This is a genomic window from Caminicella sporogenes DSM 14501, assembly GCF_900142285.1.
GTDB lineage: Bacteria > Bacillota > Clostridia > Peptostreptococcales > Caminicellaceae > Caminicella > Caminicella sporogenes.
This window is the reverse complement of sequence record NZ_FRAJ01000003.1, coordinates 276678-290964: the sequence shown is the minus strand read 5'-3', so window position 1 is coordinate 290964 and position 14287 is coordinate 276678. Positions and strand designations below refer to the sequence as shown.

The 14287-nt window shown below is 28.9% G+C and carries 14 protein-coding genes and 1 other annotated feature (1 of these 15 running past the window's edge); all 14 genes read left to right on the top strand.

The genetic code is table 11. The annotated features are described in order from the left end of the window. Nucleotides 1-200: a binding site (T-box leader), on the top strand; it begins 30 nt to the left of the window's first position. A 260-nt stretch (nucleotides 201-460) separates the two neighbouring features. Continuing rightward, nucleotides 461-3100 (top strand): alanine--tRNA ligase, encoded by a 2640-nt coding sequence (alaS, locus tag BUA90_RS01530; protein ID WP_072965616.1) that lies wholly within the window; start codon nucleotides 461-463, stop codon nucleotides 3098-3100. Nucleotides 3101-3234: 134 nt separating this feature from the next. Then, complete coding sequence (locus BUA90_RS01525; RefSeq protein ID WP_072965615.1) at nucleotides 3235-3492, top strand: IreB family regulatory phosphoprotein; 258 nt, start codon at nucleotides 3235-3237, stop codon at nucleotides 3490-3492. Between the two features lie 26 nt (nucleotides 3493-3518). Then, on the top strand, nucleotides 3519-5672 hold the full coding sequence (locus tag BUA90_RS01520; RefSeq protein WP_094756661.1) for a hypothetical protein: 2154 nt from the start codon (nucleotides 3519-3521) through the stop codon (nucleotides 5670-5672). 13 nt (nucleotides 5673-5685) lie between these two features. Continuing rightward, a complete protein-coding gene (locus tag BUA90_RS01515) occupies nucleotides 5686-6636 on the top strand; it encodes an aldo/keto reductase (protein ID WP_072965614.1) in 951 nt (316 codons plus the stop codon). Nucleotides 6637-6649: 13 nt separating this feature from the next. Further along, nucleotides 6650-7060, top strand: coding sequence for a Holliday junction resolvase RuvX (ruvX, locus tag BUA90_RS01510; protein WP_072965613.1), 411 nt, complete (start codon nucleotides 6650-6652; stop codon nucleotides 7058-7060). A gap of 31 nt (nucleotides 7061-7091) precedes the next feature. Further along, the gene (locus BUA90_RS01505) at nucleotides 7092-7337 is read left to right on the top strand and encodes a DUF1292 domain-containing protein (protein WP_072965612.1); all 246 of its coding nucleotides are present in this window, start codon (nucleotides 7092-7094) and stop codon (nucleotides 7335-7337) included. Nucleotides 7338-7428: 91 nt separating this feature from the next. Beyond that, nucleotides 7429-7581, top strand: coding sequence for a hypothetical protein (locus BUA90_RS12335; protein WP_159429982.1), 153 nt, complete (start codon nucleotides 7429-7431; stop codon nucleotides 7579-7581). Between the two features lie 80 nt (nucleotides 7582-7661). Next, nucleotides 7662-8096, top strand: a complete 435-nt coding sequence (locus BUA90_RS01500) for a Fur family transcriptional regulator (RefSeq protein ID WP_072965611.1) — start codon at nucleotides 7662-7664, stop codon at nucleotides 8094-8096. A gap of 404 nt (nucleotides 8097-8500) precedes the next feature. Further along, nucleotides 8501-10189 carry a ribonuclease J gene (locus BUA90_RS01495; protein ID WP_072965610.1) on the top strand — a complete coding sequence of 563 codons (1689 nt, stop codon included), beginning with the start codon at nucleotides 8501-8503 and terminating at the stop codon, nucleotides 10187-10189. Between the two features lie 103 nt (nucleotides 10190-10292). After that, nucleotides 10293-10586, top strand: a complete 294-nt coding sequence (locus BUA90_RS01490) for a LysO family transporter (protein ID WP_072965609.1) — start codon at nucleotides 10293-10295, stop codon at nucleotides 10584-10586. After that, a complete protein-coding gene (locus tag BUA90_RS01485; protein WP_072965608.1) occupies nucleotides 10583-11182 on the top strand; it encodes a LysO family transporter in 600 nt (199 codons plus the stop codon). Before BUA90_RS01490 ends, BUA90_RS01485 begins: the two co-directional genes overlap by 4 nt. 110 nt (nucleotides 11183-11292) lie before the next feature. Beyond that, complete coding sequence (gene mltG, locus BUA90_RS01480; protein WP_072965607.1) at nucleotides 11293-12321, top strand: endolytic transglycosylase MltG; 1029 nt, start codon at nucleotides 11293-11295, stop codon at nucleotides 12319-12321. A 74-nt stretch (nucleotides 12322-12395) separates the two neighbouring features. Next, complete coding sequence (locus BUA90_RS01475) at nucleotides 12396-13055, top strand: O-methyltransferase (RefSeq protein ID WP_408608422.1); 660 nt, start codon at nucleotides 12396-12398, stop codon at nucleotides 13053-13055. Beyond that, on the top strand, nucleotides 13055-14287 hold the full coding sequence (locus tag BUA90_RS01470; protein ID WP_072965605.1) for a peptidase U32 family protein: 1233 nt from the start codon (nucleotides 13055-13057) through the stop codon (nucleotides 14285-14287). The genes BUA90_RS01475 and BUA90_RS01470 overlap by 1 nt, the downstream gene beginning before the upstream one ends.

The window sequence follows — 14287 nt, the reverse complement described above, 5'->3', positions numbered from 1 at the left end:
AACCTGATGCATAGAGAGGAAGACCTTAGGCTGGAAGTCTTCTCATCAAGGGTGGTTGAAGCAGCTCTAGAGCTTTAACTTCGAAATATTTTTATAATAGATTAGAAGTTAACGATTGGCACTCGTTAAAGTGCTTTAAATGAGCGATTACCTTTTGGTAATAATTAGGGTGGTACCGCGGGATAGCTCTCGTCCCTATATATTTAGTATAGGAACGGGAGTTTTTATTTTTGTTTAGGAATTTAAAAATTTTTTTACAAAAAGTTATACTATTTAGACATAATAGTATCAAATATGATTATTAGTTAGAATTATAAAATTTTAAAAATTAATTTAGAATTTTTAAATATTAAGGAAGTTGAGTTTAAATATATGTTTAATGAACTTTAATATATAAATTAAAATAAAAAATTGCTTTAAGACTTATTGGACTTGAAAAAGAATGAGGGAGGTAGTATTCGTGGAAAAAATGAGTTTAAATGAGATAAGAAAAAAGTTTTTAGATTTTTTTAAGAGTAAAGGTCATTATGTAAAATCTAGTTATTCACTTGTACCTCAAAACGATAAGAGTTTATTATTAATTAATGCAGGTATGGCACCATTAAAACCGTATTTTATGGGAATAGAAACTCCACCGAGCACTAGAATGGCAACATGTCAAAAGTGTATACGAACAGGAGATATAGAGAATGTAGGTAAAACTGCAAGACATGCGACTTTTTTTGAAATGCTTGGAAACTTTTCTTTTGGTGATTATTTTAAAGAAGAATCTATTACATGGGGTTGGGAATTTTGTACTGAGCATTTAAAGATGCCTGTTGAAAAATTATGGGTATCTATATATGAAGAAGATGATGAAGCATTTGAAATTTGGAATAAAAAGATAGGAGTACCTGAAGAAAAGATAGTTAGGCTGGGGAAAGAAGATAATTTTTGGGAAATAGGTACTGGTCCATGTGGACCTTGTTCAGAAATTTATTTTGACAGAGGAGAAGAATATGGCTGTGGAAGTGAAGATTGTAAGCCGGGTTGCGACTGTGACAGATATGTAGAATTTTGGAATCATGTATTTACTCAATTTGATAAAGATGAAAATGGTATATGTCATCCACTTCCAAAACCAAATATTGATACGGGAATGGGACTTGAAAGAGTTGCTTGTATAATACAAAATGTAGATTCAATTTTTGAAATAGATACTATAAAACATATACTTAATGGCGTTGTAAAAATAGCAAATAAAAAATATGGTATCAGTGAAAAAGATGACATATCAATTAGAATAATTACTGACCATATTAGAGCAGTTACTTTTATGGTAGGAGATGGAATCCTTCCAAGCAATGAAGGTAGAGGATATGTTTTGAGAAGATTATTAAGAAGGGCTGCTCGTCACGGTAAATTATTGGGAATTGAAAGTAGTTTTTTAAACGAATTAGTTGATAGAGTTATAGAAGTTTCAGGAGAAGCCTATCCAGAGCTTATAGAAAGAAGAGATTATATTAAGAAAGTCATAGCTATAGAAGAAGAAAGATTCCAGCAGACAATAGATCAGGGCATGGAAATATTAAGAGAATTTATCCAGAAACTAAAAGAAAATAATGAGGAAACTTTATCTGGTGAAAATGCATTTAAGTTGTATGATACATATGGTTTTCCATTAGATTTAACTAAGGAAATTTTAGAAGAAGAAAATATGAAAGTTGATGAAAAGGCATTTAATGAGGAAATGGAAAAACAGAGAGAAAGAGCTAGAAGTGCCAGAGAAGAATTAAACGAAGCTGGTTGGGAATCTGATGAATTATTTGATTTATCAGAAGGAATAAATTCAAAGTTTGTTGGATATGATGAATATGAAACGGAAAGTAAGATATTAGCTATTATTAGAGATAAAGAAATAGTAGATGATGCCGAAAAAGGTGATGAAATTACTATTATACTTGATAAAACTCCATTTTATCCTGAAGGTGGAGGACAGGTAGGAGATAGAGGAAAAATCTATGGTAAAAATTTCAAAATAGAGATTTATGACTGCAAAAAAGGAAAGAATAATATAGTATTTCATATAGGTAAAGTAGTAGAAGGAAAAGTATGTATAAACGAAAATGTAAAAGCTTCTATTGATGTAGAAAGACGCATTGATACTGCTAGAAATCATACAGCAACCCATTTACTTCATAAAGCATTAAAAGAAGTACTTGGAGGACATGTTGAACAGGCAGGTTCATTAGTTACTCCTGATAGATTGAGATTTGATTTCACTCATTTTCAAGGTATTACAAACGAAGAAATTGAAGAAATCGAAAAAATTGTTAATAAAAAGATATTTGAATCTATAAAAGTAGATATTATTGAAACTTCTTTAGATAATGCAAAGAAGATGGGTGCAACAGCATTATTTGGAGAAAAATACGGACAGGTTGTAAGAGTAGTTAGCATAGGTGAATTTAGTAGAGAACTTTGCGGTGGTACACATGTAAGAAATTCAAGTGAAATAAGCTTATTTAAAATAATAAGTGAGTCAGGTGTAGCTGCTGGGGTAAGAAGAATAGAAGCTATTACAGGCAGAGCAGTATATAAATACATGTCAGAAATGAATAAAAAAATTAAAAATATTGCAGTTGCTTTAAAAACGAATGTAAATGATATAGAAAACAAGATAGAAGTATTAAATATGGAACTTAAAAATTTACAGAAAGAAAATGATATGTTAAAGAATAAATTAGCAAGTTCTTCATTAGATGAAATTATTAATTCTGCTGAAAATATTGAAGGCATAAATGTAGTAGCATATAAACTTGAAAATTTAGATATGAATAGCGTAAGAAATTTAGGAGATAAATTAAGAGATAAACTTGGAAACAGCTTTATTGTTTTAGGCAGTGAAAAAGATGGAAAAGTTAATTTTATAGCTATGGCTTCAGATGAAGCAGTTAAAAAAGGTATACATTCTGGTAAGATAATCAAAGAAGTAGCTAGTATTGCAGGTGGTGGAGGTGGTGGAAGACCAAATATGGCTCAAGCTGGAGCAAAGGACCCGTCAAAAATAGATAAGGCTTTATCAAAAGTTAAAGAGTTAGTGTTAAATAGTATAAAATAATTATAAATTATAAACGAAGGCATATGCCTTCGTTTATAATTTATAAGTGTATATTAGATAAAATAGTGGTAAAATATAACTATAACGTATATTGTTATACAAAAATAACCAATATATAAATTGGAGGGAAAAAAATGAATGACAAACTGAATAATTTAACAATGAAATTTAGTGTTGATAAGGAAGAAGGGAGTGAGATAAGAAATATTTTAAATGATGTATATGTGGCATTAAAAGAAAAAGGTTATAATCCAATAAATCAGATAGTAGGGTACATTCTTTCAGGAGACCCAACATATATAACTAGTCATAACAATGCAAGAAATATTATTAGAAAAGTTGAGAGAGATGAACTGATAGAAGAATTATTGAAAAATTATTTAGAACGTTAATCAGAATAAATTAGGAGAGAGTAGTTTTGAAAAAGACAGCTCAAATTTTTTTTATTTCAATATTATTAATGTTATTATATAGCAGTTTTTGTTTTTCACAAAGTGGGAGTGAAAATAAGCTAATAGTGATTTTAGTCAGCAGATTAGATTTAGATGATATTGACAAGATGCCTTTCGTTAAAAACCTTGCAAAAAATGGAGCTATTGGACTTATGAATACTAGAGGATACGGACATAATAATGAATTTAGTTCTTGTGCTACTATTGGTTCAGCTGCAAGGACAGATGGGACATATTATACTTCAAAATTTGTTGAGTTAAATACTGATAGTTACGAAATTTACAATAGAAGAACAGGTTTTACAAATAAAGGTAAACACATAATAAATATTGATATAGCAAAATTGATAAATATAAATAAAAGTAATAATTATATTCCATATATAGGGGCATTAGGGAGTTCTCTTAGTAAGAAAAATATAAAATCCGTAGTTTTAGGCAATTCTGATACAGATGATAAGCAGATTCGATTAGGTGCTTTAATAGGGATGGATGAGTACGGATTAGTTGATGATGGAAAAATAGACGAAAAAGTAGTAGTAAAAGATAGTAATTATCCATTTGGATTAAAAACTAACTATGAATATATTTATACAAAGTTTAGTGAATTTATAAAGACTCATGATTTTATGATAATAGATCTCGGAGATATTAGCAGGCTTGAAAATTATAAAAGTAATGTTACACAGGAAATGTATGAAGTACACAGAAATAGAATAATAAGTGATATAGATATTTTTATAAAAAAGATATATAATTTAATAGATTTAAGTAATACACAGATTTTAATATTAAGTCCTTTTCCGTCAACTAAATCTTCTGATGTTGGGAAAAAGTTGACACCGGTAATATTAGTTGATAATTATAATAATCAGAGAATATTGACATCTTCAACTACAAAACGTAAAGGTATAATAGGAAATATAGATATTGCTCCATATATTGCAGAATATTTTAATGCTTCGCTTAAACATTTTACAGGAAAACCATTTAATACAGTAAGTGTTTCTGATAATTTTTCTTTTGTATTAAATCTAAGTAATGAAACAGCATTTTTATATAAGAATAGAATAAAAATTTTATATGCTTTTGCTATTTTTGAGATTATCATATCTATTTTGACATTTTTTGCAATACAATTTAGTAGCAAATTAAAATCAAAGCATTTTGAATATATTGAGTATCTATTATTAGGTACGATGTCAATACCTTTTTCACTGCTTATATTGCCGTTATTTACAGTAAATAATCTTTTTACAAGTTTCTTTTTAGTTATAATTATAAGTATAGTCATATCTAGCACTCTTGTTATTTTAAAAAGGAAAACTTTAGATAGTATAATAATATTATCGGGTATTACAAGTATTGGATTAATAATAGATTTATTTAACAATTCAAAGTTAATGAAATTATCATTTTTAGGATATGATCCGATAATAGGAGCAAGGTATTATGGCATAGGTAATGAATATATGGGTATACTCATTGGAGCTAGTTTAGTTTTTATAATGAGTTTATTAGATAGATTTAAAATTAACAAGATGTTGCCCGTAATTTTTCTGATGTTTATAGTGTATGTTATAGGGTATCCTAAATTAGGGGCAAATGTAGGTGGAAGTATTACTGCTGTAATTTCAGCTGTATTTGTTATATTAAGGCTTTTTAAAAAGAGATTGAAATTGAGAGATTTTAGTTTGATTTTTTTATCGGTTTTAATTTTGCTTTTTATTATTTCGCTTACGGATTTATATATTGTTGATGATAAAACTCATTTGGCAAATGCTTTAAGCCAGATAAGAAATGAAGGATTTAAAGTTATTTATTCTATAATATTTAGAAAAATTTGCATGAATATAAAACTGTTAGAAATAACTATATGGAGTAAAGTACTTTTGACAACTATATTATTTTTGAGTATTTTATTTTATAGACCATTTGGTGTAGCTAAAAAGGTGTTAGAGAAATATAACAATCTTGCTAAAGGACTGTTGGGTGTTTTGATTGCTTGTGTAGTTGGTTTTATAGTTAATGATTCAGGAGTTGTTGCAGCTGCAACTGCTATAATATTTTTAGGGATAACATTGATGTATTTGATAGTTGATGAAATAAAAAGTAGTTAGGAAGGTAATGAATATGCAGTATAATATTTTAGGAAAGACTAATATAAGAGTTTCAAAACTTTGTTTTGGAGGATTGACGGTAGGACCGCTTCAAGCAAATTTGCCTTTGGAAGAAGGAGCTAGAGTAATAAGAGAGGCATTTGATAGAGGTGTCAATTTTATAGATACAGCTGAGTTGTATAAAACATACGGTTATATAAATAAAGCTTTAGGAAATAAATATAGGAATGATATAGTTATAGCTACTAAATCGTATGCATATTCTAAAGAAACAGCAGAAAAGAGCTTAAAAAAAGCTTTAGATGAGTTAAATAGAGATTATATAGATATTTTTCTTTTACATGAGCAAGAAAATGAGTATACATTAAAAGGGCATTATGAGGCATTAGAGTATTTTATAAAGATGAAAGAAAAAGGAATAATTAGAGCAGTTGGAATATCTACTCATACAATTGCAGCTGTTAAAGCTAGCATAAATATGGATGAAATTGAAGTTATACATCCGATTATAAATAAAAATGGATTAGGTATACAAGACGGTACTGTCGATGAGATGGTAGAAGTATTAAAATTAGCTAAAGACAAGGGCAAGGGAATATATGGAATGAAACCTTTAGGCGGAGGAAATCTACTAAATAACATTGACGAATGTTTTGAATTTGTTTTAAACTTGCCATTTTTAGACTCTATTGCTGTTGGTATGCAGAGAGTTGAAGAAGTTATTGCAAATGTATGTAGATTTAATGGTGAAAAAGTGCCAAAGGAAATAGAAGATAAGCTTTCGAGACAAAATAGGAGGCTACATATAGATTTTTGGTGTGAAAGATGTGGAAGATGTGTTGAGGCATGTAAAGCAAATGCATTAAGAATTGAAAACGACAAAGTAGTTGTAGATAAAGATAAATGTGTTTTATGTGGCTATTGCAGCAGTTATTGTCCTTTGTTTTGTATTAAAGTAGTTTAGAAAGAGGGAAATTATGAGAATAATGGGTTTAGATGTAGGAGATAAAACCATAGGAGTTGCAGTAAGTGATTTATTGGGCCTAACAGCTCAAGGGGTGGAAACTATAAGAAGAACCAGCAATAAAGCTGATTTCGGCAGGATAAAAGAAATTGTTGAAAAGATGGAAGTAAAGAAAATAGTCATAGGACTTCCAAAAAATATGAATGGTACGATAGGACCGCAGGGAGAAAAAGTATTAAAGTTTGCAGATAAGCTCAAGAAAAAAGTTGATGTAGAAATAATAATGTGGGATGAAAGATTGACAACTGTTGCTGCTGAGAAAATGTTGATTTCAGCTGATATTAGTAGGAAAAAGCGAAAAAAGGTTATTGATAAAGTTGCAGCAGTTTATATTTTACAGGGATATTTAGATAGCCAGAGGTGAAAAAAATAAATATCAGAGAGGTGATGATTTTATGGAAAATGAAAAAATAATTACTCTAATTGATGAAGAAAACAATGAAAAAGAATTTGAGATTATTGCCACTTTAGAAGTTGAAAATAAAGAGTATGCCATTTTACTGCCTTTAGATGAAGATACTGAAGAGGCTGTAGTTTTTAAAATAGTGGAGGAAAATGGAGAAGAAATGTTAGAATGTGTTGAAGACGATGATGAATTTAATAAAGTAGCGAAGGCATATGAAGAAATGATGGAAAAATAATTAAATGATTAATAGGGGCTTGAAAATTAATATAAAAAATGTTAATATGCAATTGATTTATATAATCATTTTCATTTGATAAGGTGATGTTATGATTAAAGAATGTAAAAAGTGTGGTTTTAAAGTAGATATTAGTAAAACAAAGAGATGTCCTAGATGTAATTCATTAGTAGATGTGCCTAAAAAATGCAGTGAATGTAAGGGCTGTAGTATATATGGAGGTAAGAAAGAAAAATGTTTTTAAAAATTTAATTGTTGACATATTAAATAATTATAAGTACACTTATTTTAAATGAATTATTAATTGATAAGTGAGGTTTTGGTATGATAGATTCAGCTGAAAAATTAAAAGATATTTTAAAAGAAAAAGGATATAAATTAACTCCACAAAGAAGAGCAGTATTGGATACTATAATTAACAATCAGGGTAAACATTTAAGTACTGAAGAAGTTTATGATTATGTAAAAAAGAATTGTCCTGAAATAGGGCTTGCTACAGTTTATAGAACCTTGCAACTATTAGATGATCTAGGTATTATTACAAAAATAAATTTAGATGATGGCTGTGCAAGGTATGAATTAAATATTAATAGTGATGATCATCAGCATCATCATTTAATATGCACAAAGTGTGGAGCAATTATAGAAGTTGAAGTAGATTTGTTAGATCATCTAGAGGCAGAAATTGAAAAGAATTATAAATTTGAGATAAAGGACCATAAAGTTAAGTTTTTTGGGCTGTGTTCTAAATGTCAATAGATATGTAATTTTGATTTAAGTACAATTAATTTTATAGATTAATTGTTTTTAAGATGATGCATTAATTTAGTATGACTGTATTTATGCACTTGTTGAAATGCCTCCTGTTTTTTATATCAATATATCTGCATTTTGTAGGCATTTTAATAAGTGCATATTTTCTTTTTAAGTTTTCTATTAAAATTTAGTTTTAAAACAGTTTGATAAAGTTAGTTTTTATAAATGATAAAAATTTTAAAGCATAATGTTTAATTTAAAAAGTAATCATATATTATATAAAGGAAATTTTAGGGGAAATTTATGTAATTAATTGTAGTACAACTGTACTTGCTAAATAATACCATTTAAAGTATAATGAACTTAATTGATGAGATAATCGTTGTAAAAGTTCAACTAGTTATTATATGGATCAGGAGAGTGATATTGTGCCAAAAAAAATTTCTAAACTAAAGATTATACCATTAGGTGGACTTAATGAAATAGGGAAAAATATGACCGTTTTTGAATATAGAGATGATATAATAGTTGTTGATTGTGGGTTAAGTTTTCCGGAAGATGAAATGTTAGGTATTGATGTCGTTATACCCGATATAACATATCTATTGAAAAATAAAGAAAAAGTAAAAGGTATAGTATTAACTCATGGACATGAAGACCACATAGGTGCACTTCCATATGTATTGAATAAAATTAATGTACCTATTTATGGAACAAAATTGACATTAGGGTTAGTTGAAAATAAGTTAAAAGAACATAGAATGATAAATAGTATCAATTTAAATGTTGTGAAACCGGGAGATAAAATTACTTTAGGAAAATTTAATATAGAATTTATTAAAACTAGTCATAGTATTCCCGATGCAGTGAGTTTAGCTATAGATACTCCTGTTGGAAAAGTAATTCATACTGGCGATTTTAAAATAGATTTTACTCCAATTGATGGAGAAATGATAAATTTACATAGATTTGCAGAGCTTGGCAAAGAAGGAGTACTTGCATTGCTTGCAGATAGTACAAATGTTGAAAGAACCGGTTATACTATGTCTGAAAGAACTGTGGGAGAAACTTTTGAAAACATATTTAGCAACGCAAAAGGGAGAATAATAGTAGCTACTTTTGCATCAAATGTTCATAGAATTCAGCAGATAATTAATGCTGCATACAGATTTAATAGAAAGATAGCAGTATCAGGACGAAGTATGGTAAATGTCGTAAATGTGGCAATTGATTTAGGATATTTAAATATACCAACGGGAATGCTTATAGATATTAATGATTTAAATAGGTATCCGGACAATGAGATAGTTGTAATTACAACGGGAAGTCAAGGTGAACCTATGTCGGCACTATCACGTATGGCTTCATCAGAGCATAAAAAAATGGAGATATTACCGGGTGATTTAGTTATACTTTCTTCATCTCCGATTCCGGGGAATGAAAAAACAGTAGCTAAAGTAATAAATTTACTCTTTGAAAAAGGTGCAAATGTTATATATGAATCATTAGCAGATGTTCATGTTTCAGGACATGCATGTCAAGAAGAATTGAAACTAATGCATTCTTTAGTAAAGCCTAAGTTTTTCATTCCAGTACATGGTGAGTATAGACATTTAAGACAGCATGCTACTTTGGCAGAATCACTTGGAATGTCTAAAGAAAATATTTTTGTAGCTGAAAATGGCAATATAATAGAAATATCAAAAGATAGTGCCAGTATTACTGGTTCTGTGGTAAGTGGGAACATATTAGTTGATGGACTGGGAGTTGGAGATGTAGGGAATATAGTACTAAGAGACAGAAAACATCTTTCAGAAGATGGACTAATGGTAGTTGTAGTAACTATATCAAAAGAAGATGGCAGTATAATGGCTGGACCAGATATTATTTCACGTGGTTTTGTATATGTAAGAGAATCTGAGGACCTTATGGAGGGAGCAAGAAGTGTAGTTAAAGAAGCACTTCAGAAATGTGAAGAAAATAGTATAAAAGAATGGGCTACTTTAAAATCAGCTATTAAGGAAACGTTAAAGGGGTATTTATATCAAAAGACAAAGAGGAGACCAATGATTTTACCTATTATAATGGAAGTGTAAATATAATTGCTATAAGTTTTAAATAAAAATTAAAGAATTAGAAGTTATAAAAGAGATTGGAGATTTAAACCTGAGAAAAGCGTTAAATATGGGGGGATAACAAATGAGAATACTTTTATATTTGGCCATTATATCGCTAGGAGCTTATATAGGATTTAAGGAGCTAGTTCCTAAAAAAATATCTGGCAAAGTAAGTAGTATTCAATATGTTTGTCTTTTGTTTTTGCTTTTTGTTATGGGAGTTAAAATAGGAACAAATAAAGAGATTTTGAGATTATTTCCTAAACTTGGTTTTACTGCGTTAATAATTTCGATATTTTCAATTATTTTTAGCATCTTGGGAGTAAAAGTTATATCAAAATATATGAATGTTTCAAAAGAGGAGAAGAGAGCATGACTTTACAAATATTATTATCTGTAGTTTTAGGTATAATTTTTGGATATATAATGACTCCCGAGATGTTAATAGGAAATATTGATTTTGTCATTGATGTGGGTTTGTGTCTTTTATTATTTTTTGTGGGAATAGATATTGGAGGAAATAAGAGTATTTTAAAAGATATAAGAGAATATGGCTATAAAATTATATTAGTACCTTTTATGATTGTAATAGGTACTTTATTTGGAAGTATAATAGCAAGTTTTTTAATAAATTTGTCTTTGATAGAATCAGCGGCAGTAGGGGCGGGATTAGGCTGGTATTCTCTATCTGCTATAGAACTTTCCAAATATAGTGCAAAACTTGGGACAATAGCTTTTTTAGCAAATGTCTTAAGAGAGATTACATCTATTATCATGATACCACTTATTGCAAAACATATTGGGTATATTGAAACAGTTGCAGCTGCTGGAGCTACTTCTATGGATACTGCACTGCCTGTAATAACTAAAGCAACAAACAGCAGCATATCAGTTATTTCCTTTTTTTCAGGATTAATTTTGACGAGTATAGTTCCGATATTAGTACCATTGATAATTGGTTTGAATTTTTAAAGTAAGGTCCGATTTTTTCGGACTTATTTTTATGATAAAAAACTTGTAAAAAATTGATGACAAATGTATAATAGTATAAGAATTTATCAAAGAGGCATTGGAGGTAAAAAATGGATTCCTCTATTAACAAAGGAAGAAGTTTAATAATTAAATTGAGCATATTTATAATTGCTTTAGTAGCTTTATTATTTTATTTTAATAGTTTAAAAGGACCTGTGGATAAAAATGATAATAAAAATATAATAATTAATATTCCTAGAGGTTCATCGTCTAGTAAAATAGCATCTATTTTAAAAGAAAATCATCTTATAAAGAGCAAATTTGTTTTTAAATTAGTAAGTAAACAGAAAAAAGCGGACAATTTATTTAAAGCAGGTAGTTATAGATTTAAAAAGTCAATGAGTATGTATCAAATTATAGATAAGATTATATCTGGAGATGTTTATAAAGAAACAGTAAGAATTACAATTCCAGAAGGATTTGAATTGAAGCAGATTGTCGATAGAATTGTAAACAATGATAAATTAAATATTGATAGAGAAAAATTGATGTATGTTATAGAAAATGGCGATTTTGATTTTAAATTTTTAAAAGGAATTCCTAAAGGGAAGAATAGGTTAGAAGGTTTTCTTTTTCCAGATACATATGAATTTGAAAAAAATATAACAGAAAAAGAAATAATATATAAGATGTTAAAAAGATTTGATGAAGTTTTTAAGAAAGAGTATTATGAAAGAGCTGAGCAGTTGAATATGAGTGTAGTGGAAGTTGTCACATTAGCTTCTATAATTGAAAAAGAAGCAAAACTTGATGAAGAAAGAGCTATTATTTCAAGTGTCTTTCATAATAGATTAAAAAAGAATATGCTTCTTCAATCGTGTGCAACAGTACAATATGCACTGGGAAAGAGAAAAGAAAGATTGACATATAAAGATTTAGAAATAAATTCTCCATTTAATACTTATAAAAGATTTGGACTTCCACCTATGCCGATAGCTTCTCCGGGAAAAGCATCTATAAAAGCAGCACTTTATCCAGCTGATACTGATTATTTGTATTTTGTTTCAAATGGAGATGGGAGTCATACATTTAGTAAAAGCTATAGTGCACATTTAAGAGCAAAAAATAGGAATTACTAAATGTAATAAATTTTGGAAAAACTAATACGTGGTAGGATTCCGCGTATTAGTTTTTTAATGGTAAAGGAGATGTTATGGTGAGTAACATTGTAAATGAATTGGTTGAAGAATATATTAGAAATATGATTCCAAAAAGCTCGGGAATAATATATGAAATGGAAGAATATGCAAGAGAAAATAATGTTCCTATTATACAGCCTGAGGTTGCAAAGTTTTTAGAGGTAGTAATAAAGGCAAGTAGTATAAAAAGTATACTTGAGATAGGAACTGCAATAGGTTATTCTGCCACAGTATTTACTAGAGCCATGAATATAAAAGGAAAAGTTGTAACCATAGAAAAGAATGAAGAAATGTTTGAAATAGCATCTAAAAACATAAAAAAAGCTGGATATGAAAAAAATATAGAAATAAAATTTGGTGATGCAGTAGATGTTCTTCCCAAAATTGAAGGGAAATTTGATATGATTTTTTTAGATGCAGCAAAAGGACATTATCAGAAGTTTTTTTCTCTATGCTATGAAAAATTAAATGATGGAGGAATTATAGTTTCTGACAATGTGCTTTATAAGGGAATGATAGCATCTAACAAATATGTCAAAAGGAGAAAAATAACGATAGTTAAAAGAATGAGGAAATATTTGGATTATATATCTAAACATCCTAATTTGACAACTAGTATTATTCCCATTGGAGATGGTGTAGCATTATCTTATAAAAATAGGGAGGAGTTATAGTGAATAAAGTAGAATTATTAGCACCTGCGGGAGATTTGGAAAAATTGAAATATGCCATAATATATGGTGCTGATGCAGTATACATAGGAGGTCAAACTTTTGGATTAAGGACAAGTGCAAAAAACTTTTCATTTGAAGAAATGAATGAAGGTATAAAATTTGCACATGACAGAGGTAAAAAGGTATATGTAACATTAAATATAATTCCCCATAATGATGATTTAAGGCAGCTACCTGAATATTTAAAAAAATTAAGCACGATGGATATAGATGCAGTTATTTTATCTGATCCGGGAGTTTTGATGTATGTAAGAGAACATGCTCCAAATTTGGAAATTCATTTAAGTACGCAGGCAAACAATACAAATTTTATGAGTGCTAATTTCTGGTATAAACAAGGTGTTAAAAGAATAATATTGGCAAGAGAATTGTCTTTAAAAGAAATAAGTGAAATAAGAAAAAATACGCCAGAAGATTTAGAACTTGAAGCTTTTATACATGGGGCAATGTGTATATCATATTCAGGTAGATGTCTTTTAAGCAGTTACATGGCAAATAGGGATTCAAACAGGGGAGAATGTGCTCATCCGTGTAGATGGAAGTATTATTTAGTGGAAGAGAAAAGACCCGGTGAATACATACCGGTTTTTGAAGATGAGAAAGGAACATATTTTTTTAATTCTAAAGATTTGTGTATGGTAAACTACATACCAGAACTTATAAAAGCAGGACTTAGCAGTTTAAAAATTGAGGGTAGAATGAAAAGTATATATTATGTCGCTAATACTGTAAGGGTATATAGAAAAGCAATAGATGATTATTATAAATTAGGTGAGAATTATAAAATAGATCCTGAATGGATTGAAGAACTTGGAAAAGTAAGTCATAGAAAATTTACAACTGGATTTTATTTTGGAAGACCAAATGAAGAAGCTCAGCTTTATGCTTCAAGTTCTTATATAAGAGATTATGATTTTCTTGGCATTGTTTTGGATTATGATGAAAGTACTGGATATGCAACTATTGAGCAGAGAAATAGGATGTTTAAGGGAGATTTTATTGAAATAATTGGTCCAGATTATAAACTCATTAAGCAAAAAATAAATGTTATGTTAGATGATAAAGGACATGAAATAGATGTTGCTCCTCATGCACAGCAAAAAATAAAAATTCTTATGGATAAACCTGTAGATAAATATTTTATATTAAGAAGAAAAAGGAAGGATGATTAG

Excerpts from the sequence above, each read along its gene's own strand:
- BUA90_RS01525 (WP_072965615.1), top strand. The coding sequence starts at position 3,235 with ATGAATGACAAACTGAATAATTTAACAATGAAATTTAGTGTTGATAAG.
- BUA90_RS01515 (WP_072965614.1), top strand. The coding sequence starts at position 5,686 with ATGCAGTATAATATTTTAGGAAAGACTAATATAAGAGTTTCAAAACTT.
- ruvX (WP_072965613.1), top strand. The coding sequence starts at position 6,650 with ATGAGAATAATGGGTTTAGATGTAGGAGATAAAACCATAGGAGTTGCA.
- BUA90_RS01505 (WP_072965612.1), top strand. The coding sequence starts at position 7,092 with ATGGAAAATGAAAAAATAATTACTCTAATTGATGAAGAAAACAATGAA.
- BUA90_RS12335 (WP_159429982.1), top strand. The coding sequence starts at position 7,429 with ATGATTAAAGAATGTAAAAAGTGTGGTTTTAAAGTAGATATTAGTAAA.
- BUA90_RS01500 (WP_072965611.1), top strand. The coding sequence starts at position 7,662 with ATGATAGATTCAGCTGAAAAATTAAAAGATATTTTAAAAGAAAAAGGA.
- BUA90_RS01495 (WP_072965610.1), top strand. The coding sequence starts at position 8,501 with ATGGATCAGGAGAGTGATATTGTGCCAAAAAAAATTTCTAAACTAAAG.
- BUA90_RS01490 (WP_072965609.1), top strand. The coding sequence starts at position 10,293 with ATGAGAATACTTTTATATTTGGCCATTATATCGCTAGGAGCTTATATA.
- BUA90_RS01485 (WP_072965608.1), top strand. The coding sequence starts at position 10,583 with ATGACTTTACAAATATTATTATCTGTAGTTTTAGGTATAATTTTTGGA.
- mltG (WP_072965607.1), top strand. The coding sequence starts at position 11,293 with ATGGATTCCTCTATTAACAAAGGAAGAAGTTTAATAATTAAATTGAGC.
- BUA90_RS01475 (WP_408608422.1), top strand. The coding sequence starts at position 12,396 with ATGGTGAGTAACATTGTAAATGAATTGGTTGAAGAATATATTAGAAAT.